Genomic DNA, 21,468 nt, shown 5'->3' with positions numbered 1-21,468 from the left:
CCCGAAATCGGCTACGGTTGCACTGGCCTCTTCGCGGGCAAGCCCGCTCCTACCAGTACAACGCTGCCCTCATGAGCAGCGGGGCAACCGTGGGAGCGGGCTTGTCCCGCGATGAGGCCGGTGCAGCCGCCGCAGGATCAGGCCGGCTGCTGGGTCCGCAACTTCTCGCTGCGTCCGCGCAACCACTCCAGGGTCAGCAGCAGGATCACCGAAAACGCAATCAGCAACGTGGCCGCCGCCGCAATGGTCGGGCTGAGGTTCTCGCGGATACCGCTGAACATCTGCCGCGGCAGGGTCGCCTGCTCGGGCCCGGCGAGGAACAACGTCACCACCACCTCATCGAACGAGGTGGCGAAGGCGAACAGCGCCCCGGAGATCACTCCCGGCGCAATCAGCGGCAAGGTCACCCGACGGAAGGTCAGCAAGGGCGAGGCGCCGAGGCTGGCTGCGGCGCGCACCAGGTTGTAGTTGAAGCCCTGAAGCGTCGCCGACACGGTGATGATCACGAACGGCACACCCAGCACCGCGTGCACCAGGATCAACGAAATGAAGCTGTTACCCATCCCCAGCGGCGCGAAGAACAAGTAGCTGGCCACACCGATGATCACCACCGGCACTACCATCGGCGAAATCACCAGCGCCATCACCAGCGACTTGCCGGGGAAGTCGCCGCGGGTCAGGCCGATCGCGGCCAGGGTGCCGAACACCATGGCCAGTACCGTGGCCGCCGGAGCGACGATGATGCTGTTCTTCAGCGCGCGCATCCATTCGGCAGAGGCGAAGAAGTCCTGGTACCACTGCAGCGAAAAGCCTTGCAGCGGGTACACCAGGAAGCTGCCGCTGTTGAACGACAGCGGAATGATCACCAGCACCGGCAAGACCAGGAACAACAGGATCAGGCCGCAGAGAATGCGCAGGCTGTAGAACCAGACCCGCTCCACGGGCGACATGTAAGGGCTCAGCATGACAAGGCTCCTCAGCTCAGGCGCAGGCGGCTGGCGCCGACCAGCCAGCTATAGATCAGGTACAGCAGCACGGTTGCCAGCAAAAGCAACCCGCCCAGGGCCGTGGCCATGCCCCAGTTGATGCTGGTGTTGGTATAGAAGGCAACGAAATAGCTGACCATCTGGTCGTTCGGGCTGCCCAGCAGGGCCGGGGTGATGTAGTAGCCGATGGCAAGGATGAACACCAATAGGCAGCCGGCGCCGACACCAGCGTAGGTCTGCGGGAAATACACTCGCCAGAAGCTGGCGAACGGATGACAGCCCAGCGAAATCGCCGCCCGCATGTAGCTCGGCGAAATGCCCTTCATCACGCTGTACAACGGCAGGATCATGAACGGCAACAGAATGTGCACCATGGAGATGTAGACCCCGGTGCGGTTGAACACCAGCTCCAGCGGCTGATCGATGATGCCAATGGCCATCAGCGCGCTATTGATCAGGCCGCCAGACTGCAACAGCACGATCCACGCCGCCACCCGCACCAGGATCGAAGTCCAGAACGGCAGCAGCACCAGGATCATCAACAGGTTGCTCTGCCGGGTCGGCAGGTTGGCCAGCAGGTAGGCGAGCGGATAGGCCAGCACCAGGCAGATCACGGTGATCACCACCCCCATCCACAGGGTGCGGGCAAAAATGTCCAGATAAATGGCCTGGTCAGGGGTGGTCTTGGCCAGTTCGCCCAGATCATCGATGCGGTGATCCAGCGAGGCCAGCAGGTAGAAAGGTGTCACCTCGCTGGTGTTACGGCGAATTGCCTGCCAGTAGGCCGGGTCGCCCCAGCGCTCATCAAGGGTTTGCAGGGCTTCTTTATAGGAAGCCGGTTCGGTCTTGAACGGCAGTGCACGTGCTGTCTTGGACAGCAGGCTGCGGTAGCCGGCCAGTTCCATGTTCAGGCGCTTGGAAAGCTCGCCCAGGGTCTGGTTCTTGCGCGATTCGGCCAGGTCCTCGCTGAGGGCCTTGTATACCGCCTCGTCGGGCAGGCTCTTGCCGTCCCACTGCAACACGGCTTCAACGGTGCGCGGCAGGCCTGCGACCACCTCGGGGTTTTCGACGCTCTTGTACAAAAGTGCGGCGATCGGTACGAGGAACACCAGCAGCAGGAACAGCGCCAGCGGCGCGATCAACGCCTGGGCCTTCCAGCGGTTGACCCGTTCGGCGCGCTTGAGGCGCTGTTTGAGACTTGGACCTGCGCCTTCATTCAGGGGCACTGCAATGGCCATGGCGAACTCCGAAAAACACAGAAAACGAGGGAGCGCCGATCAAACCCCGGCGCTCCTTTGAGGCGCGTTACTTCTTCGCAGCCCAGGCGTTGAAGCGTTGCTCCAACTGCTCGCTGTTGTCGGCCCAGAAGGCCACGTCGATCTGCACCTGGTTGGCGATGTTCTCGGGCGTGGTCGGCATGTCCTTCTTCACATCGTCCGACAGCAGTTCGATGGCCTTGGAGTTGGCAGGCCCGTAGGCGATGTTCTCGGAGTAGATCTTCTGCTGTGCCGGTTGCACGGTATAGGCGATGAACTTCTTCGCCTCTTCCACGTTCTTCGCACCCTTCGGAATGGCCCAGGCGTCGAAGTCGTAGATCCCGCCGTTCCACACCACCTTCAGGTTGCTGTCCTTCTGTACCGCAGCGATCCGGCCGTTGTAGGCCGAGCTCATGACCACGTCACCCGAGGCGAGGTACTGCGGCGGCTGGGCGCCGGCTTCCCACCACTGGATGTTCGGCTTGAGCTCGTCGAGCTTCTTGAAGGCGCGGTCTACACCGGCTTTGGTCTGCAGCACCGAGTACACATCCTTGGGCGCTACGCCGTCGGCCATCAGGGCGAATTCCAAGGTGTACTTGGCGCCCTTGCGCAGGCCGCGCTTGCCGGGGAATTTCTTGGTGTCCCAGAAATCGGCCCAACTGGTGGGCGCGGTCTGGAGTTTGTCGGCGTTGTAGGCCAGCACCGTGGACCACACGAAGAAGCCTACGCCGCAGCCCTGGATCGCACCGGGTACGTAGTCGGCCGCGTTGCCGAACGGCGCGGGGTCGAGCTCCTCGAACAGGCCTTCCTGGCAACCGCGCTCCAGCTCTGGCGACTCCACCTCCACCAGGTCCCACGACACGCTCTTGGTATCGACCATGGCTTTGACCTTGGCCATCTCGCCGTTGTACTCACCAGCGACGATCTTGCCCTTGCCGGCCTTCTCCCACGGCTCGTAGAACGCCTTGACCTGGGCTGCCTTGTTGGCGCCGCCGAAAGACACCACGGTGAGGTCCGCGGCCAGGGCCTGGCCCGCGGTGAACAGCCCCAGGGCCAGGGCGGTCAGTTTCAACTGCTTGCGCATTATTATTCTCTCCACAGTACAGGGTTGGTGAAGCAATCGATCAGTGGGCTTCGGCAATCGGATCGAGCGCGCGGGCGTGCTCCACCTCCCAGCCAAGCGGTACCACATCGCCCACGGCCAGGGCCGGGTCGAGCTCGGCGATTGGCTGCTTCACGAAGAAGTCGGCCTTGCCGCAGACTTCCAGGCGCACCCGCACGTGGTCGCCCAGGTAGATGAACTCGGCCACGCGGCCGGAGAAGCGGTTGACGCAATGCTCGCTGTGGCCGTTGAGGCGCACGCGCTCGGGGCGGATCGAGAGGGTCACCGGCTCGCCGGCCTGGCCGACGTTCACCGCCAGCGCCTCGACCTTCTCGCCACGTGCCAGTTGCACCTGGCAGCGCTCACCGTTGCGCGCCAGCAAGGTGCCGTTGATGCGGTTGTTCTCGCCGATGAAGTTGGCGACGAAGGTGTTGGCGGGCTCTTCGTAGAGGGTGCGCGGGTCGGCGATCTGCTGGATCTCGCCCTGGTGGAACACCGCCACGCGGTCGGACATGGTCAGCGCCTCGCCCTGGTCGTGGGTGACATAGACCACGGTCACGCCCAGGCGCTGGTGGATATGCTTGATCTCCATCTGCATGTGTTCGCGCAACTGCTTGTCGAGCGCACCGAGCGGCTCGTCCATCAGCACCAGCTGCGGCTCGAACACCAGTGCCCGCGCCAGCGCCACACGCTGCTGCTGGCCGCCGGAAAGCTGGCCGGGGTAGCGCTTGGCGAAGCTGTCGAGCTGGACCATGTTGAGCACACGCTTGACCCGCTCGCTGATGTCGGTCTTGCTCAGGTTGCGTACGCTCAGGGGGAATGCCAGGTTCTCGGCGACGGTCATGTGCGGGAACAGCGCATAGTTCTGGAACACCATGCCGATGTCACGCTTGTGCGGTGGCACGTTGTTGATCGAGCGACCGGCCAGCTGGATCTCACCGGCGGTTGGGGTCTCGAAGCCGGCCAGCATCATCAGGCTGGTGGTCTTGCCCGAACCGGAAGGGCCGAGCAGGGTGAGGAACTCGCCCTTGCGGATGTCGAGGTTGAGGTCCTTGACGATCAGCGATTCGCCGTCGTAGCTCTTCTGCACACCACGGAAGCTGACCAGCGTCTCGTTCGAATTCGCCTCGCTCATGCCCTGCACCTTCTTGTTGGAATGACTGCGTAGGCAAAAGACTAGAAGAACGGCAAAGCCCCGGAAATCGGGGGTACTGAGAGAATGCCATCATCCGGATGGAAGAGTTGTTGTAGGGATTGCCCTACACGAATGACGCGATTGGAACACTCCTCATCCCGACACCTTCAACCGGTGTAGGAGCGGGCTTGCCCGCGAAAAAGACACCGCGCTGCCTGGCACGGGCTACGCCCGTGTTCGCGGGCAAGCACGCTCCCATAGATGCATGTCGCAATCAGACCAGCTTGTGCTCCATGGCGTACTTCACCAGTTCGGCCAGCGAGTTGACCTTGAGCTTCTGCATCAACCGCGCCTTGTGGGTACTGATGGTCTTGCTCGACAGCGCCAGCTGCTGGGCGATGTCGTTGACGTTGGCACCCTGGGCCAGACGTTCGAACACCGAGAACTCACGCTCCGACAGCAGCGTGTGCAGCGGCCGGGTCTCGGTCAGCCCCACCTCGAAGACCATGCGGTCGGCCAGCACCGGGTCGATGTAACGCCCACCTCCGGCGACGCGGCGGATCGCAGTCAGCAGCAACGCCGGGTCGCTATCCTTGGTCGCATAGCCTGCCGCCCCCGCCTTGAGCGCGCGTGCCGCCATCTGCGCTTCGTCGTGCATCGACAGCACCAGGATGGCCGGCGGACTGTTCAGCGCGCGGATTCGCGGAATCGCCTCCAGACCATTGACGCCCGGCATCGAGATATCCAGCAGCACCACCTCGCAGGGTGTATGGCGCAGGGTTTCGAGCAACTGCTCGCCATTGCCGGCCTCGCCCGCTACCAGCATGTCCTTGGCCAGGCCGATCAATTGCTTGATGCCTTCACGAACAATGGTGTGGTCTTCGGCCACCAGCACTCGAATCACGGTGTTTCTCCTAACTAAAGAGGGATGGCCACGCTCAGGCTGGTGCCCTCGCCCGGCTCGCTTTCCAGGGTCACGCTGCCACCGAGCATCAGCACCCGCTCACGCATGCCGACCAGGCCGAACGAGGTGGGGCGTGGCTGATCGGGACTGAAACCGGCGCCATCGTCGATCACTGTCATGCGTAGCCAGTCATTTTCATGCTTGAGCTCGATCTGCACCGTATGCGCCTTGGCATGGCGCATGACATTGGTCAGCGCCTCCTGCAGGATGCGGAACAGTCCGGTGGCCTTGGCATCGCTCAATGCTGGCAGATTATCCGGCACCTGCACCAGGCAAGGAATCTGCGTGCGCGCCTCGAAGCGCCGGGCCTGCCATTCGATGGCCGAGGCGATCCCGGCATCGAGGATCGGCGGGCGCAACGCCGTGGCCACATCGCGCACCAGCTGGAACAACTGGGCGATCAGGCGCTTCATGCTGGTGAGTCGCTCGTTGAGCCCCGGGTCGAGCTCGGCGAACGCCAGCTCGCACATCGAAACTTCCAACTTGAGCACAGTGAGCATCTGCCCGAGCTCATCGTGCACTTCCCGGGCGATCCGCGCCTTCTCTTCCTCACGCACGCTCTCCAGATGCGCCGACAGCTCACGCAGTTGCTCCTGGGAGCGCGCCAGCTCCAACTCGACCCGTTTGCTCTGGGTGATATCCCAGACAATGCCGTCCCACACCACCCGGCCATCGGCCTGGCGCCGGGCGCTGGCCTTGATGTCGGCCCAGCGCTGCAGGCCTTCGCGGGTGAGAATACGGCCTTGCCAGGACCAGTCGCGATCACTGGCCAGCGCCAGGTCCTGGACCCGGTGATAGTCGGCGCGGTCATCGGGGTGGACCAGATTGCGCAGCCCCATGTCCGCCTGCTGGATCTGCGTGGGGGCATAGCCGACCAGCGCCTCGCTACCCTCACTGACATAGGGAAACTCAGGCTCGCCCTCGGCGGGATCACGTTCCAGGCGAAAGACAAGCCCCGGCACGTTGCCCGCGATGCCCTTGAGCCGCGCCTCGCTCTCGCGCAGGGCCGCCAGGGCGCGGCGGCGCTCGGTGATATCGGTGATGAACACCACCAGGTATTCGGCATCGCGAAAACGCAGGAAGCTCAGTGACAGCTCCACCGGCAGCGCGCTGCCATCGGCACGACGACACAGGGTTTCGAACGCTTGCGCCCCACTGTCACCCGTGCGGGCGCGCTTCCACAATTCAAGCCAGCGGTCCATGTGCAGGCTCGGCTCGATATCGATCAGCGGTCGCTCGAGCAATTCGCCCTCGCCATGGCCAAGCATGCGTTCGGCAGCATGATTGGCGTAGCGCACGTGGCTGTCCCAATGCACCCAGAGGATGCCGACGGTGCTCTGGTCGATGGAGAATTGGCTCAGCCGCAGTGCCTCTTCACGGGTCTGGCGTTCGAGCAGGCTCTCGCGCGCACTCAGCAGGCTTCGCTCGAGCTGGCGCTGCCGACGACGCTGCATCGCCAAAGTGGCCATCGCGCAGAGCAGCAACAAGCCAAACAACAGCGCAAGGTTCTGCCAGAACCCCGCCGACTCGCTCAGGCGCGGGTACTTCGGTTGCAACCAACGCTGGTGCAACTGCTCCAGTTCCTTGGCCGGCATCGCCTGCAGACCGCGCCCCAGCACGTCGGCCAACAGCGGCCAGTCGCGGCGCGAGCCGATACGCAGCAATTGCGGCAGGCCAATATCGCCCACGACCACCAGATCACCGAACTCGCTCTCGCGCGACAGGCGGCTGAACTGCGCCTCGTCGAGCACGGCGTAGCTGGCCTGTGCACCCAGCACCAGTTGCAGCGCCTCGCGCTCATTGGGCACACCCTGCAGGTTGAGATTGGCGAAGTTGCCACGCAGGTAATCGGCCAGGCTGCCAGGCATGCGCACGGCCACCCGGTCACTGGCGCCGAGCTGCTCCAGATCGACCGCCAGCGCACCACTGCGCAGGCCGACCAGCAACTGCGGCACACGCATGTAGGGGTCGCTGAACAACCACAGGCGCAGGCTCGCCGGGGTTTGCACGAGGCCCGGGGCAAAGTCGATCTCGCCAGCCTGCAACGCATGCTCCAGGGCGGCCTGGTCAGGGAAGTTGCGCCAGGTCAGGTCAAGGTTCAGGGCACGCCCCAGCCAGCTCACCAGCTCGACGTTAGCCCCGTACAACTGCTGCAGGCGCCGGTCGAACTGGGCATAGGGTGCTTGCAGCACCAGGCCCACGCGCAGGCTGCGATGGCTGTCGAGCCATTGCTGCTGCGCAGGCTCGAGCGCCACCGACGGGGGCACCGGGGCTTTGGCCAGGGCGATCAAGGGCAGGCACAACCAGCCGATAACCAACAGGCAACGCATTCGCTTCATCGATACGCTCGTCTTGGCAATGACGGCCACCTGCGTGGCCGTCGCGGGCAAATACTATTAGGCTGCCGGTATCATTCTGGCCTTGGGTTGATCCATGTTCATACTTTATCGCACGACGCTGGCCATGTTCTGCCTGGCCTCGGCCCTACCGCTCGCGGCCCACGCCGCCGACTCCGAGAAACCCACCGCCGCGGCCGAAACGACTGCCGTGCGCGCGCCCCTGGCCGAACGCAGCCAGGAAGACGCCCTGGCCCTGGAACGCCTGGTGCCCAAGGCCGAACAGAAGACCTTGCAGGCCGACGGCGAAAACTTCCTGGCGCTGTGGAAACCGGCCAACGACAGCGACCCGAAAGGCGCCGTGATCATCGTTCCCGGTGCCGGCGAAACCGCCGACTGGCCCAATGCCGTCGGCCCGCTGCGCAACAAGTTTCCCGATGTCGGCTGGCACAGCCTGAGCCTCAGCCTGCCCGACCTGCTGGCCGACAGCCCGCAGGCGCGCAGCGCAGACACACCTGCGGCGAAGCCGGTCAAGGATGAGGGCAAGGGTGCCAGTGCACCGGCCAAGGATACGCCGGACGACGCCAACGCCAACGTTGCCCAAGCCACGGCCGCCGACGCTGATACCGCGCAGGGCACAGACGCCGTGCAGGCCGACGAGCAGAGCGACTCGGCCGACGCCACCCGCATCTTCGCCCGCCTCGATGCTGCGGTGGCCTTCGCCCAGCAGCAGAATGCCCATAGCATCGTACTGATCGGCCATGGCAGCGGGGCCTACTGGGCCGCGCGCTATGTGAGCGAGAAGCAGCCGCCACAGGTGCAGAAGCTGGCACTGATCTCGGCGCAGACACCGGCACGGGTCGAGCACGACCTCGAAGCCCTGGTGCCGACGCTTAAGGTGCCGACCGCCGATATCTACTTCGTGACCCGCACCCGCGACCAGAACGCCGCCAAGCTGCGCCTGCAGGCCAGCAAGCGCGAAAAGGACAGTCAGTATCGGCAGTTGTCGCTGATTGCCATGCCGGGTGACAAGGCGGCAGAGCAGGAGCAGTTGTTCCGGCGGGTACGGGGATGGTTGATGCCGCAGGCGTCGGAGTAAGGGGCTGAGTGCCGCGAAGAATCCACCACCGCACGCTGCCCCTCAGATCCCCCGCCGCTTGCGAATCAGGGCATAGGCCTGGTGCAACTCCCGCGTCCGCTCGGTCGCCTCGCGCACCCGGGCCTCGCTCGCACCGCTTCCGACCAGCTTGTCCGGGTGATGCCGGCTCACCAGTCGGCGATAGGCTTGCTTGATCCGATCGCCGTCGCTATCGGCCTCGACACCCAGCAGCCGCAGCGCCGCGGCATAGGTCATCACCCCGCCCCCGACCGCAGAACGGCTCGGCTCATACTCTTGTGACAAGGCCTGCACCTGGTTACGGCTCATGCCCAATTGCTGGCCCCAGTCCAGCAACAGCTCACGCTCGTGCCGCCCCGCCTTGCCATCGGCCCAGACCATGCGCCAGCACGCCCGCAGCGTACCCTCCGCGCCGTGGGGCTGCTGGCCGATACGGCGCAGATACTGCCCCAGGCGGTCCTTGCCCGACTTGCCGCGGTTGAATGCCGCAATCGCCCGCAAGCGGGCGGGCTCTGCAAGGTCCAGCCGGGTCATTTCCTGACGAGCCTGGTAGATATGCCCTTCCGCGACTCGCCCATCACTCTTGGCCAGGCGCCCCAGCAACACGAACAGCAACTCTTCGTCGCGCAAGGCCGGACGCCCGCCCAGGCGCTCGCGCACATCATCCCATCCCTGCAGGCGCAGACGCCGGTCCATGGCCTGCCCCAACAAGGCGCCCAGCAAGGCGCCGGGAATGCTGGCCACGGCAAAACCGGCTCCGGCACCAATCACTGTGCTCGGCCACCACATGTCAGGCACGCTCGCCGATCAGGCGCTCGACCTCGGCCAGGCGCTCGAGGGTGCCGACGTCGATCCACTGTCCAGGATAATGCTCACCAGTCACCTGCCCGGCGGCCATTGCCTGGCGCAGCAGCGGTGCGAGCTTGAAGGCACCGGGCTGGCAGCTTTCGAACAGCTTCGGGTCGAGCACCGACAGGCCGCTGAAAGTCAGGGTGCCGGGGGTATCGTCGCCATCGACGACGCGTGTGCCATCGAGGCGGAAGTCACCACGCCCGTGATGCCCCGGATTGTCCACCAGCACCAGGTGCGCAAGGCCCTCAAGCGGTTGGCACAGGCGCTTGAAGTCGTAGTCGGTCCAGACGTCACCGTTGACCAGCAGGAACGGCGCATCCCCCAGCAGCGGCAGCGCCTTGAAGATGCCGCCGCCGGTCTCCAGCGGCTCGCCCTCGGGCGAATAGCGGATCTTCAGGCCAAAGCGGCTGCCGTCACCCAGGTGATCCTCGATCTGCTGCCCGAGCCAGGCATGGTTGATCACCACGTCGCGCACCCCCGCCCTGGCCAGGGCCTCGAAGTGGTACTCGATCAGCGGCTTGCCCGCCGCAGGCACCAGGGGCTTGGGAGTGTGCAAGGTCAGCGGGCGCATGCGCTCGCCCTTGCCTGCCGCCAGGATCATCGCTTTCATGGGTGTGCCCCGGCCTTGAGTTCGCCAATCAGTTGACCAAGCTCGGCCAGTTCCGGGCGACGGGCGATCACTTCATCTATATAGGCGAAGAAACGCGGCACGTCGGTGAGGTAGCGCGGTTTGCCATCGCGGTGGCAGATGCGGGCGAAGATGCCGATCACCTTGAGATGGCGCTGCACGCCCATCAGGTCGCTGGCACGCTGGAACTCTTTGAACTCAGACTGCACCGCAATCCCTGCGGCCCGCGCCTTGTCCCAATAATCCCGCAACCAGCCATCGACACGCGCCTGCGGCCAGCTGAGGAAGGCATCCTTGAACAGGCAGGTGATATCGTAGGTTACCGGGCCGTAGACGGCGTCCTGGAAGTCCAGCACGCCTGGATTGGGGGTGCTTTGCATGAGGTTGCGCGGCATGTAGTCGCGGTGCACCAGCACCTTGGGCTGGGCCAGGGCGCTGTCGATCAGTTGCTGGCTGATACGCTGCCAGCTGGCCTGCTGCGCTTCGGTGAAGGCCAGCTTCAGTTCACGCCCCACATACCACTCGGGAAACAGCTCCAGTTCGCGGCGCAGCAGCGCGGTGTCGTAGCTCGGCAGCGGCGCTTGCATCGGCAGTTGCTGCTGGGCCAGCAACGCATCGATGGCATCGGCGAACAGGCTATCGGCGTTGTCGTCACCGATGATTTCCAGATAAGTCTTACGCCCCAGGTCGCTCAACAGCAGGAAGCCGCGCTCCAGATCCTGGGCATGGATCGCCGGCACATTGATACCGGCGCTGGCCAGCAAATGGTCGATAGCGACGAAAGGTGCGCAATTTTCCTGCGGCGGTGGCGCATCCATGATCACGAAGCTGTGTCCGCCGCCTTCCCAACGGAAGTAGCGGCGAAAGCTCGCGTCGCTGCTGGCTGCGGTCAGACTGCCCGCGGGCACGTCGCCCCAGGCGTTTTCGCGAAAAAGATTCTGTAACTGTTCTTCGAGCCACACAGTCAGCTGTTGCAGGCGTACATCATGATCTGGCATTACAAGGGTCTCCGACGGCCCCTAGCCGTCAAGCGGGTCATGCTTTATTATCCAGCATCTTTTTCAGACCATCGAGAGGCGTGCGGCCCCACACGCGGGCAGATGGCACGCAGGAAGCCCGGACTAATAAGATGGCATTGAAATCCCCCGCGTTTCGTAGAAAGTTTCCGTTGCTGGTCACTGGCGGTCTGCTGGCCCTGCAACCTCTGGCCACGTCGTACGTGGTGGCTGCCGAGCAGTTCGACTGCCAAGTGTCCGCCTCCGGTGGTTGGGACTGCAAGCCCAAGACTGCAGCCAGCAACTTGCCGCCACGCCCTGTGCACGATGGCGCCGCGCTCAGTGGCGGCACCGAGGCCCAGACCGCCGAGGCGGCTGGCAGTGCCGAGCCCAAGCCGGTACTGGTCACCGAGAGCAAGGGCCGCGGCCTGAAATCGCGCAGCGAAGACTACAGCCATCTGGACTGGGTCCCCCGCGAGAAGCTCACTGCTGCCCAGCTGGCCGAGACCGGCCCGTATTGCGGCGGCGCGTACGTCGAGCCGATCCGTCCGGGCATGAACGACTCCACGCCCAAGGACGAGTCGCCGACCTACCTCAACGCCAAGGTCTCCAAGTACCAGCAGGAGCAGCAGATCGCTACTCTGGCCGGTGACGTGGTCATGCGCCAGGGCAGCATGCAGGCCGAAGCCGACGAAGCCAACCTCTACCAGGCCGAGAACCGTGGCGAGCTCAAGGGCAACGTCAAGATTCGCGACAACGGTACGCTGGTGGTGGGCGACCAGGCCGAGGTCCAGCTCGATACTGGCGAAGCCAAGGTCGACAACGCCGAATACGTGATGCACAAGTCGCACATCCGCGGCTCGGCCCTGTACGCCAAGCGTGCAGAAAACGCCATCATCCGCCTCAAGGACGGTACCTATACCACCTGTGAGCCGGGCAGCAACGCATGGCAGCTCAAGGGCAACAACATCACCCTGAACCCGGCCACCGGCTTCGGTACCGGCACCAACGTCACCCTTCGGGTCAAGGATATTCCGGTGTTCTACACACCGTACATCTACTTCCCGATCGACGACCGTCGCCAGTCCGGCTTCCTGCCGCCGTCGTTCAGCACCAGCAGCGACACCGGCTTCATGCTGGTCACGCCGTACTACTTCAACCTGGCGCCGAACTACGACGCCACCTTGTATCCGCGCTACATGGCCAAGCGCGGCTTGTTGATGGAAGGCGAATTCCGCTACCTGACCAAGTCGAGCGAAGGTCAGTTCGGCGGCGCGTACCTCAACGACGAGGACGACGACCGCAAGCTGCAGACGGACTACAAGAAAGAACGCTGGATGGTCAACTGGCAGCACAAGGGCGGCCTGGATGAGCGCCTGATGACCGAGGTGGACTACACCGACATCAGCGACCCGTTCTACTTCCAGGATCTCGAGACCGACCAGATCGGCGTGCAGAAGCGCGACTTCGTCAACCAGCAAGGGGCATTGACGTACCGGGGCGACACTTACAATGCGCGGTTGAACGTGCATGCGTACGAAATGGCCACCATTTCGCAGATCACGCCTTATGATCGCCTGCCGCAGATTACGGTTAACGGGATGCTGCCATACCATCCTGCGGGCTTTGATTTCTCTTACGATACCGAGGCTGTGCGCTTTGATCGTAATCTGAAGAATGATTTCGTACGAAACAAAGACGGGCTTCCGGACGACAGCACCGGATTCCCTGGACGTCGTCTGGACGAAAGCGTGTCTGGCATCGCTCGAGCGAACGGCACCCGCCTGAATATCGCCCCAGCGATGAGCCTGCCGATGGAAGCCAGCTATGGCTACATCACGCCGAAGCTCAAGTACGCTTACACCAGCTACGATCTCGATCTAGACAGCCAGGGCAAAGCCCAGGCGATCGCTCAGTCGGCAAACCCAGCGTACGGCAGCTACCACAGCTCGCTGAACCGCGACATCCCGATCTTCAGCGTCGACAGCGGCCTGTACTTCGACCGCAACACCTCGTTGTTCGGCACCAACTATCGCCAGACCCTCGAACCACGTCTGTTCTACCTCTATGTCCCTAACAAGGACCAGAAGGACATCCCGCTGTTCGACTCCGGCGAAACCCTGTTCAGCTACGACTCGCTGTTCCGCGATAACCGCTTCAGCGGTATCGACCGTATCGGCGACGAGAACAAGCTGTCGCTGGGCGTGACGACTCGCTGGATCGAGGAAAACGGCTTCGAGCGCCAACGCTTCAGCATCGGCCAGGCGTACTACTTCGAAGACCGCAAAGTTCAGTTGCCAGGTATCAACTACCGCGAGCGCGATGACGCTAAGTCGAACGTTTCGCCATACGCTCTGGTGTACCAGTACGCCTTCAACCGCGACTGGCGCTTCAATTCGGACTTCAACTGGGATCCAGACAGCCGCAGCACCCGTTCGGGCAGCGCGATGTTCCACTACCAGCCTGAAGACAACCCGAACAAAGTGATCAACGCCGGCTATCGCTACCGTAACGACACCATTACTTACGACTCCCTGACCGGTCTGTGGAAAGTCGGCGGCGGTGACTACGGCACACCTGGCCAGCCGGGCTACATCAAGGACTACTACAAGATCCAGCAGCACGACTTCTCGGTCATCTGGCCGATCGTGCCGCAATGGAGCGTCATTGCCCGCTGGCAGCACGACTACAACCGCAACCGCACCCTCGAAGCGATGGGCGGTTTCGAGTACGACAGCTGCTGCTGGAAGCTGCGCCTGATCAACCGCTACTGGCTCGACACCGACGACTTCAGTCAGGCCCTGCCGCAGAACGAAAAGGGCGACCACGGCGTATTCCTGCAGATCGTCCTCAAAGGCCTCGGCGGCGTCGTGGGCAACAAGGTCGAATCGTTCCTGGACCAAGGCATTCAAGGTTACCGTACCCGTGAAGAGCAAGCTTATTGATCGTCTGCGCCCGCTGATGCTGGGCGCCGTAATGCTGAGCGGTGCGGTGCATGCCGCGCCGCAACCCCTGGACCGCGTGGTGGCCATCGTCGACAACGACGTGGTCATGCAAAGCCAGCTGGACCAGCGCGTCCACGAAGTGCAGCAGACCATCGCCAAGCGCGGCGGTGGTGTGCCGCCTGCCGGCGCCCTGGAACAGCAGGTACTGGAACGCCTGATCGTCGAGAACCTGCAACTGCAGATCGGCGAGCGCTCGGGCATTCGCATCACCGACGAAGAACTCAACCAGGCCATCAGCACCATCGCCCAGCGCAACGGCATGTCGCTGGATCAGTTCCGTGCAGCCCTCGCTCACGATGGTCTGTCGTTCGACGACGCCCGTGATCAGGTCAAGCGCGAGATGATCATCAGCCGCGTCCGCCAGCGTCGCGTGGCCGAGCGCATCCAGGTGTCCGAGCAGGAAGTGAAGAACTTCCTTAACTCTGACCTGGGCAAGATGCAGATGTCCGAAGAATACCGCCTGGCCAACATCCTGATCCCGACCCCGGAAAGCGCCAATTCGGACGCAATCCAGGCCGCGGCACGCAAGGCTGGCGAGGTCTACCAGCAACTGCGCCAGGGCGCCGACTTCGGCCAGTTGGCCATCGCCCGCTCGGCCAGCGAAAACGCCCTGGAAGGCGGCGAGATGGGCTGGCGCAAGGCCGGCCAACTGCCACCTGACTTCGCCAAGATGCTTAGCAGCATGGCCATCGGTGACATCACCCAGCCGATTCGCATCCCCAACGGCTTCATCATCCTCAAGCTCGAGGAGAAGCGCGGTGGCAGCGAAAGCGTACTGCGCGACGAAGTCCATGTCCGTCACATCCTGATCAAGCCCAGCGAGATCCGCAGCGATGCGGCGACCGAGCAACTGGCCGAACGCCTGTACGATCGCATCAAGAACGGCGAGGACTTCGCCCAACTGGCGAAAAGCTTCTCGGAAGATCCAGGTTCCGCACTCAACGGCGGCGACTTGAACTGGGTCGACCCGAACAGCCTGGTACCGGAATTCCGCGAGCAGATGGCCAACGCCCAGCAAGGCGTAGTGACCAAACCGTTCCGCACCCAGTACGGCTGGCATGTTCTGGAAGTACTCGGCCGTCGCGCCACCGACAGTACCGAACAGGCCCGCGAGCAGCAGGCGCTGAACGTACTGCGCAACCGTAAATACGACGAAGAGCTGCAGACCTGGCTGCGCCAGATCCGCGACGAAGCCTACGTTGAGAAAAAGCTGCCTGGCGCCGACCAGGCGACCCAGTGAAGCCCCTGCGCTTCGCCGTCACCCCCGGTGAGCCAGCCGGCATAGGTCCAGACCTGTGCCTGCTGCTCGCCGCAGAGCCTCAGCCGCACCCCCTGATCGCCATCACCAGCCGTGACCTGCTCGCCGAGCGGGCCGCGCAGCTGGGGCTGGCGGTTGTGCTGCTGCCGGTCTCGCCGGATGCCTGGCCAGACCGACCAGCACCCGCAGGCAGTCTTTACGTGTGGGACACACCGCTCGCAACGCCTGTAACTGCCGGCCAACTGGACTCACGCAACGCAGCCTTCGTCCTGCAGACCCTGACCCGCGCGGGCCAAGGTTGCCTGGACGGCGACTTCGCCGGGATGATCACCGCCCCGGTACACAAGGGCGTGATCAACGAGAGCGGTATCGCCTTCTCCGGGCATACCGAATTCCTCGCCGACCTCACCCAGACAGCCCAGGTGGTGATGATGCTCGCCACCCACGGTCTGCGTGTTGCGCTGGTAACGACGCACCTGCCGCTGCGCGACATCGCCGACGCTATCACCGCCGAACGCCTGGAGCGCGTCACGCGCATCCTGCATGCCGACCTGCACGACAAGTTCGGCATCACCCAACCACGCATCCTGGTCTGCGGCCTCAACCCGCATGCCGGCGAAGGCGGCCACCTTGGCCGCGAAGAAATCGACATCATCGAGCCCGCGCTCGAGCGCCTGCGCGCCGAGGGCATGGACCTGCGCGGTCCGTTGCCGGCCGATACCCTGTTTACCCCCAAATATCTGGAGCACTGCGACGCAGTGCTGGCGATGTACCACGACCAAGGCCTGCCCGTACTCAAGTACAAGGGCTTCGGCGCCGCAGTCAACGTGACGCTGGGCCTGCCGATCATCCGCACCTCGGTCGATCACGGCACCGCCCTGGACCTGGCCGGCAGCGGCAAGGTCGACACAGGCAGCCTGCGCGTCGCCCTGGAAACCGCCTACCAGATGGCCGAGAACCGACCATGAACGAGCACTACCAACACCGGGCGCGCAAGCGCTTCGGCCAGAACTTCCTGCACGACGCCGGCATCATCGACCGCATCCTGCGGGCGATCAACGCCAAGGCTGGCGAGCACCTGCTGGAGATCGGCCCGGGCCAGGGCGCCCTGACCGAGGGCCTGCTGGGCAGCGGCGCGCAACTCGACGTGGTCGAGCTGGACAAGGACCTGGTCCCCATCCTCCAGCACAAGTTCGCCGATCGCGACAATTTCCGCCTGCATCAAGGCGATGCCCTGAAGTTCGACTTCAATACCCTGGGCGTTCCGCCGCGCAGCCTGAAAGTGGTCGGCAACCTGCCCTACAACATCTCCACGCCACTGATCTTCCACCTGCTGGCTCACGCCGGACTGATCCGCGACATGCATTTCATGCTGCAGAAAGAAGTGGTCGAGCGCATGGCCGCAGGCCCGGGCGGCGGGGACTGGGGGCGCCTGTCGATCATGGTGCAGTACCACTGCCGCGTGGAACACCTGTTCAATGTGGGCCCTGGCGCGTTCAATCCGCCACCGAAAGTGGACTCGGCCATTGTCCGCCTGGTGCCGCACGAAGTGCTGCCGCACCCGGCCAAGGATCCGAAACTGCTCGAGCAAGTGGTGCGCGAAGCCTTCAACCAGCGCCGCAAGACCCTGCGCAACACACTCAAGGGGTTGCTCGACAGCCAAGCCATCGAAGCGGCTGGCGTCGATGGCAGCCTGCGCCCAGAACAGCTGGACCTGGCGGCCTTCGTGCGTCTGGCTGATCAACTGGCACTGCAGCAAGGCTGACCCAGCCTTTTCTGCCCCTTCGCGGGCAACCCGTCCCCCTCGTGGGAGCGGGTTTACCCGCGAAGCACCCAACACCGATGACAGTGCCCACCGCTGGCTCTCTCCCCTCTCAATGGCCTAGACTGCGACAATCGCGTTAATGCTCCCGTTCGCCCAAGGCCCTTGCATGTCCGACCCCCGCTACCAGATCGACGTCAGCGTCGTGACCCGCTTCCTCAAAGAGCAATCCGACCCCGATAACAACCGTTTCGCTTTCGCCTACACCATCACGGTGTCGAACAACGGCACACTCAAGGCCAAGCTGATGGCCCGCCACTGGCTGATCACCAATGGTGACGGCACTGTCGAGGAAGTCCGCGGCGATGGCGTCATCGGCCAACAACCGACCATCGCCCCCGGGCAAAGCCATACCTACAGCAGCGGCGCAGTCATCAGCACCCGTGTCGGCACCATGCAGGGCAGCTATCAGATGTTCGCCGAAGACGGTAAGCGCTTCGACGCCGAGATCGCACCGTTCCGCCTGGCCGTGCCTGGAGCCCTGCACTGATGGCCACCTACGCCGTCGGTGACCTGCAAGGCTGCCTGCAACCGCTCAAATGCCTGCTCGAACGCGTCAACTTCGATCCCAAGGTCGATCGCCTGTGGCTGGTGGGCGACCTGGTCAACCGCGGCCCGGAATCGCTCGAAACCCTGCGCTACCTCCATGCGATCCGCGGGTCGCTGGTTTGCGTACTCGGCAACCATGACCTGCACTTGCTCGCAGCCTGGCAGAACATCGAGCGCCTGAAGAAAAGCGACACCCTGCGCGAGATCATCGAAGCGCCAGACGCCGACCAGTTGCTTGACTGGCTGCGTCGGCAGAAGCTGCTGCATTACGACGAGGCCCGGGGCATCGCCATGGCCCACGCCGGCATCCCACCCCAGTGGACACTGGGCAAGGCCCTGGAACTGGCAGCAGAGGTGGAAGAGGTGCTGCGCGACGACAACCGGCTCAAGCTCTACCTCGACGGCATGTATGGCAACGAACCGAACAAGTGGAGCAAGAACCTCAGCGGCGTCGAGCGCCTGCGGGTCATCACCAACTACTTCACCCGCATGCGTTTCTGCACCGCCGACGGCAAGCTCGACCTCAAGAGCAAGGAAGGCCTGGACAGCGCCCCCAAAGGCTACAAGCCCTGGTACGCCCACAAGGATCGTCGCTCGCGCCACGTGAAGATCATCTTCGGCCATTGGGCCGCCCTCGAAGGCAAGGTCGACGAGCCGGGCGTCATCGCCCTGGACACCGGTTGCGTGTGGGGCGGCGCCATGACCCTGTACAACCTGGACAACGGCGAATACCACCGCTGCGACTGCACCGACGAAGGCACCGTACGTACGGCGCCTGAACCCACTAGAATCAACGATCAAACCTGAAGGAAAGCGTACCCATGAGCGAATTCAAGCGCATCCCCCCGGAACAGGCCCTGGCCTTGCGTGCACAAGGTGCGGTGGTGGTCGACATTCGCGATCCCCAGGCCTTCGCTGCCGGCCACATCACCGGTGCCCGGCACCTGGACAACCACTCGGTGGCCGACTTCATCCGCAACGCCGACCTCGACGCCCCGACGCTGGTGGTCTGCTATCACGGTAATTCCAGCCAGAGTGCCGCCGCCTACCTGGTAGGCCAGGGCTTCTCGGACGTCTACAGCGTCGACGGCGGCTTCGAGCTGTGGCGCGCCACCTATCCCGCCGAAACCGCCCAAGGCAGCGCCGAATAATTTTTTTCATTTCCCCTCAAGCCCGCGCAACCAGCGGGCTTGCGCCTTACCTGACGAACGGTCGAAAGCAACTTCTCGGCCCCTCGCCCTTGACCTTGCGTATTACCAACTATCCTTAAGCGCAGGCCATCCAAAAAAGGGGAGAGCCGGTACACCGGCGTGCGGGTCATCGGTAGCGTTCCAAGGTGTTCTGGGGGGTAAACAGCAATCGGTGAAAGCCGCTTGCATGCCAGCATCAGCTGACTGATCCGGCGTCGTCTCCACGTATCGAGCGAGGTGACGTCATGAGCATTTTTAGCCACTTCCAACAACGTTTCGAGTCAACGCGCCAGGAAGAACTCTCGCTGCAGGAGTACCTCGAGCTGTGCAAAGAGGATCGCAGTGCCTACGCATCGGCCGCTGAACGGCTGTTGCTGGCAATCGGTGAGCCGGAACTGATCGACACCTCAAGCAACTCCAGACTGTCGCGCATCTTCTCCAACAAGGTGATCCGCCGGTATCCGGCCTTTGCCGACTTCCATGGCATGGAAGAGTGCATCGACCAGATCGTGTCCTACTTCCGCCACGCCGCCCAAGGCCTGGAAGAGAAGAAACAGATCCTCTATCTGCTGGGCCCGGTAGGTGGCGGTAAATCGTCGCTGGCCGAAAAACTCAAGCAGCTGATGGAGAAAGTGCCGTTCTACGCCATCAAGGACTCGCCCGTGTTCGAGTCGCCATTGGGCCTGTTCAATGCCACCGAAGACGGCGCCATTCTCGAAGAGGAGTACGGCATCTCGCGGCGCTACCTGAACACCATCATGTCGCCCTGGGCAACCAAGCGCCTGCAGGAGTTCGGCGGCGACATCAGCAAGTTCAAGGTAGTCAAGCTCTACCCTTCGATCCTCAACCAGATCGCCATCGCCAAGACCGAACCCGGCGACGAGAACAACCAGGACATCTCGGCGCTGGTCGGCAAGGTGGATATCCGCAAGCTCGAAGAATTCCCGCAGAACGACGCCGACGCCTACAGCTACTCGGGTGCGCTGTGCCGGGCCAACCAGGGCCTGATGGAGTTCGTCGAGATGTTCAAGGCACCGATCAAGGTCCTGCACCCCTTGCTCACCGCCACCCAGGAAGGCAACTACAACAGCACCGAGGGCCTTGGGGCGATCCCCTATTCCGGCATCCTGCTGGCCCACTCCAACGAGTCGGAATGGCATACCTTCCGCAACAACAAGAACAACGAGGCGTTCATCGACCGGATCTACATCGTCAAGGTGCCCTACTGCCTGCGGGTCAGCGACGAGATCAAGATCTACGACAAACTGCTGGTCAACAGCTCGCTGTCCAAGGCCCATTGCGCGCCAGACACCCTCAAGATGCTCGCCCAGTTCACCGTACTCTCGCGCCTGAAAGAGCCGGAAAACTCGAATATCTACTCGAAAATGCGCGTGTATGACGGCGAAAACCTCAAGGACACCGATCCCAAGGCCAAGTCGATCCAGGAGTACCGCGATGCCGCTGGCGTCGACGAAGGCATGAATGGCCTGTCGACCCGCTTCGCGTTCAAGATCCTTTCCAAGGTGTTCAACTTCGACCCGCACGAAGTGGCGGCCAACCCGGTGCACCTGCTCTATGTGCTCGAGCAGCAGATCGAACAGGAGCAATTCCCGGCCGAAGTACGCGAACGCTACCTGCGTTATCTCAAGGAGTACCTGGCGCCGCGCTACATCGAGTTCATCGGCAAGGAAATCCAGACTGCCTACCTGGAGTCCTACAGCGAATACGGCCAGAACATCTTCGACCGCTACGTGCTGTACGCCGACTTCTGGATCCAGGACCAGGAATACCGCGACCCGGAAACCGGCGAAATCCTCAACCGCATCGCCCTCAACGAAGAACTGGAGAAGATCGAGAAACCGGCCGGCATCAGCAATCCGAAGGACTTCCGCAACGAGATCGTCAACTTCGTGCTGCGCGCCCGCGCCAACAACAATGGCAAGAACCCAAGCTGGCTGAGCTACGAGAAACTGCGGGTGGTGATCGAGAAGAAAATGTTCTCCAACACCGAAGACCTGCTGCCAGTCATCAGCTTCAACGCCAAGGCAAGCAAGGAAGACCAGAAGAAGCACAACGACTTCGTCACCCGGATGGTGGAACGTGGCTACACCGACAAACAGGTTCGCCTGCTGTCGGAATGGTACCTGCGGGTCAGGAAATCGCAATAAAGCGACAAGCTGTCAGCCACAGGCTGCAAGCTGCATGGCGCGACCGTCAGGTCTGCGCCTCGGCTTGCGGTGCTGGTGGCTGTTTTGTCTCGCAGCTTGACGCTT

At 63.2% G+C, this 21,468-nt stretch carries 18 protein-coding genes; 9 read left to right on the top strand and 9 right to left on the bottom strand.

Annotated features, from left to right (window positions below; all coding sequences use genetic code 11):
- Nucleotides 1-137 precede the first annotated feature (137 nt).
- From ACK3BK_RS02210 to ACK3BK_RS02185, 6 genes are all read right to left on the bottom strand, one after another.
- Nucleotides 138-965, bottom strand: coding sequence for an ABC transporter permease (locus ACK3BK_RS02210; RefSeq protein ID WP_054892233.1), 828 nt, complete (start codon nucleotides 963-965; stop codon nucleotides 138-140).
- An 11-nt stretch (nucleotides 966-976) separates the two neighbouring features.
- Nucleotides 977-2,224: an ABC transporter permease gene (locus ACK3BK_RS02205; protein ID WP_125930916.1), complete on the bottom strand. Its 1,248-nt coding sequence runs from the start codon at nucleotides 2,222-2,224 to the stop codon at nucleotides 977-979.
- 67 nt (nucleotides 2,225-2,291) lie between these two features.
- Entirely contained in the window at nucleotides 2,292-3,326 is a 1,035-nt protein-coding gene (locus tag ACK3BK_RS02200; protein WP_054892231.1) for an ABC transporter substrate-binding protein, read from the bottom strand.
- 40 nt (nucleotides 3,327-3,366) lie between these two features.
- A complete protein-coding gene (locus ACK3BK_RS02195) occupies nucleotides 3,367-4,479 on the bottom strand; it encodes an ABC transporter ATP-binding protein (protein WP_186667559.1) in 1,113 nt (370 codons plus the stop codon).
- Nucleotides 4,480-4,753: 274 nt separating this feature from the next.
- Entirely contained in the window at nucleotides 4,754-5,383 is a 630-nt protein-coding gene (locus ACK3BK_RS02190; protein WP_054892229.1) for a response regulator transcription factor, read from the bottom strand.
- Nucleotides 5,384-5,397: 14 nt separating this feature from the next.
- Entirely contained in the window at nucleotides 5,398-7,782 is a 2,385-nt protein-coding gene (locus tag ACK3BK_RS02185) for a PAS domain S-box protein (protein WP_411383666.1), read from the bottom strand.
- 94 nt (nucleotides 7,783-7,876) lie between these two features.
- Between ACK3BK_RS02185 and ACK3BK_RS02180 the strand changes: the two genes are divergently transcribed.
- Entirely contained in the window at nucleotides 7,877-8,878 is a 1,002-nt protein-coding gene (locus ACK3BK_RS02180) for an alpha/beta hydrolase family protein (protein WP_186667557.1), read from the top strand.
- Nucleotides 8,879-8,920: 42 nt separating this feature from the next.
- On the opposite strand, the gene ACK3BK_RS02175 is transcribed toward ACK3BK_RS02180, so the two are convergent.
- From ACK3BK_RS02175 to ACK3BK_RS02165, 3 genes are read right to left on the bottom strand one after another with little or no spacing between them, the layout of a single operon-like run.
- Nucleotides 8,921-9,685, bottom strand: coding sequence for a TerB family tellurite resistance protein (locus ACK3BK_RS02175; protein WP_186667580.1), 765 nt, complete (start codon nucleotides 9,683-9,685; stop codon nucleotides 8,921-8,923).
- Between the two features lies 1 nt (nucleotide 9,686).
- Nucleotides 9,687-10,358: an N-acetylmuramate alpha-1-phosphate uridylyltransferase MurU gene (gene murU, locus ACK3BK_RS02170; RefSeq protein ID WP_411383665.1), complete on the bottom strand. Its 672-nt coding sequence runs from the start codon at nucleotides 10,356-10,358 to the stop codon at nucleotides 9,687-9,689.
- Entirely contained in the window at nucleotides 10,355-11,374 is a 1,020-nt protein-coding gene (locus tag ACK3BK_RS02165; RefSeq protein ID WP_411383664.1) for an aminoglycoside phosphotransferase family protein, read from the bottom strand. Before ACK3BK_RS02165 ends, murU begins: the two co-directional genes overlap by 4 nt.
- A gap of 131 nt (nucleotides 11,375-11,505) precedes the next feature.
- On the opposite strand from ACK3BK_RS02165, the gene ACK3BK_RS02160 reads away from it, so the two are divergent.
- The 8 genes from ACK3BK_RS02160 (at nucleotide 11,506) to ACK3BK_RS02125 (ending at nucleotide 21,363) form a co-directional block, all read left to right on the top strand.
- On the top strand, nucleotides 11,506-14,316 hold the full coding sequence (locus tag ACK3BK_RS02160; RefSeq protein WP_411383663.1) for an LPS-assembly protein LptD: 2,811 nt from the start codon (nucleotides 11,506-11,508) through the stop codon (nucleotides 14,314-14,316).
- The gene (surA, locus tag ACK3BK_RS02155) at nucleotides 14,297-15,616 is read left to right on the top strand and encodes a peptidylprolyl isomerase SurA (protein WP_411383662.1); all 1,320 of its coding nucleotides are present in this window, start codon (nucleotides 14,297-14,299) and stop codon (nucleotides 15,614-15,616) included. Before ACK3BK_RS02160 ends, surA begins: the two co-directional genes overlap by 20 nt.
- Nucleotides 15,613-16,602: a 4-hydroxythreonine-4-phosphate dehydrogenase PdxA gene (gene pdxA / locus ACK3BK_RS02150; protein ID WP_186709543.1), complete on the top strand. Its 990-nt coding sequence runs from the start codon at nucleotides 15,613-15,615 to the stop codon at nucleotides 16,600-16,602. The genes surA and pdxA overlap by 4 nt, the downstream gene beginning before the upstream one ends.
- Nucleotides 16,599-17,399, top strand: a complete 801-nt coding sequence (gene rsmA / locus ACK3BK_RS02145; protein WP_186667551.1) for a 16S rRNA (adenine(1518)-N(6)/adenine(1519)-N(6))-dimethyltransferase RsmA — start codon at nucleotides 16,599-16,601, stop codon at nucleotides 17,397-17,399. The genes pdxA and rsmA overlap by 4 nt, the downstream gene beginning before the upstream one ends.
- A 166-nt stretch (nucleotides 17,400-17,565) precedes the next feature.
- On the top strand, nucleotides 17,566-17,946 hold the full coding sequence (apaG, locus tag ACK3BK_RS02140; protein WP_186667550.1) for a Co2+/Mg2+ efflux protein ApaG: 381 nt from the start codon (nucleotides 17,566-17,568) through the stop codon (nucleotides 17,944-17,946).
- Nucleotides 17,946-18,812 (top strand): symmetrical bis(5'-nucleosyl)-tetraphosphatase, encoded by an 867-nt coding sequence (locus tag ACK3BK_RS02135; protein WP_186667549.1) that lies wholly within the window; start codon nucleotides 17,946-17,948, stop codon nucleotides 18,810-18,812. The genes apaG and ACK3BK_RS02135 overlap by 1 nt, the downstream gene beginning before the upstream one ends.
- Nucleotides 18,813-18,826: 14 nt before the next feature.
- Complete coding sequence (gene glpE / locus ACK3BK_RS02130; protein ID WP_186667548.1) at nucleotides 18,827-19,156, top strand: thiosulfate sulfurtransferase GlpE; 330 nt, start codon at nucleotides 18,827-18,829, stop codon at nucleotides 19,154-19,156.
- 284 nt (nucleotides 19,157-19,440) lie between these two features.
- Complete coding sequence (locus ACK3BK_RS02125; RefSeq protein ID WP_186667547.1) at nucleotides 19,441-21,363, top strand: PrkA family serine protein kinase; 1,923 nt, start codon at nucleotides 19,441-19,443, stop codon at nucleotides 21,361-21,363.
- Nucleotides 21,364-21,468 lie beyond the last annotated feature (105 nt).

Source organism: Pseudomonas sp. L7, from assembly GCF_046605565.1.
Lineage (GTDB): Bacteria > Pseudomonadota > Gammaproteobacteria > Pseudomonadales > Pseudomonadaceae > Aquipseudomonas > Aquipseudomonas wayambapalatensis.
This window is presented reverse-complemented; position numbering and strand designations above follow the sequence as displayed.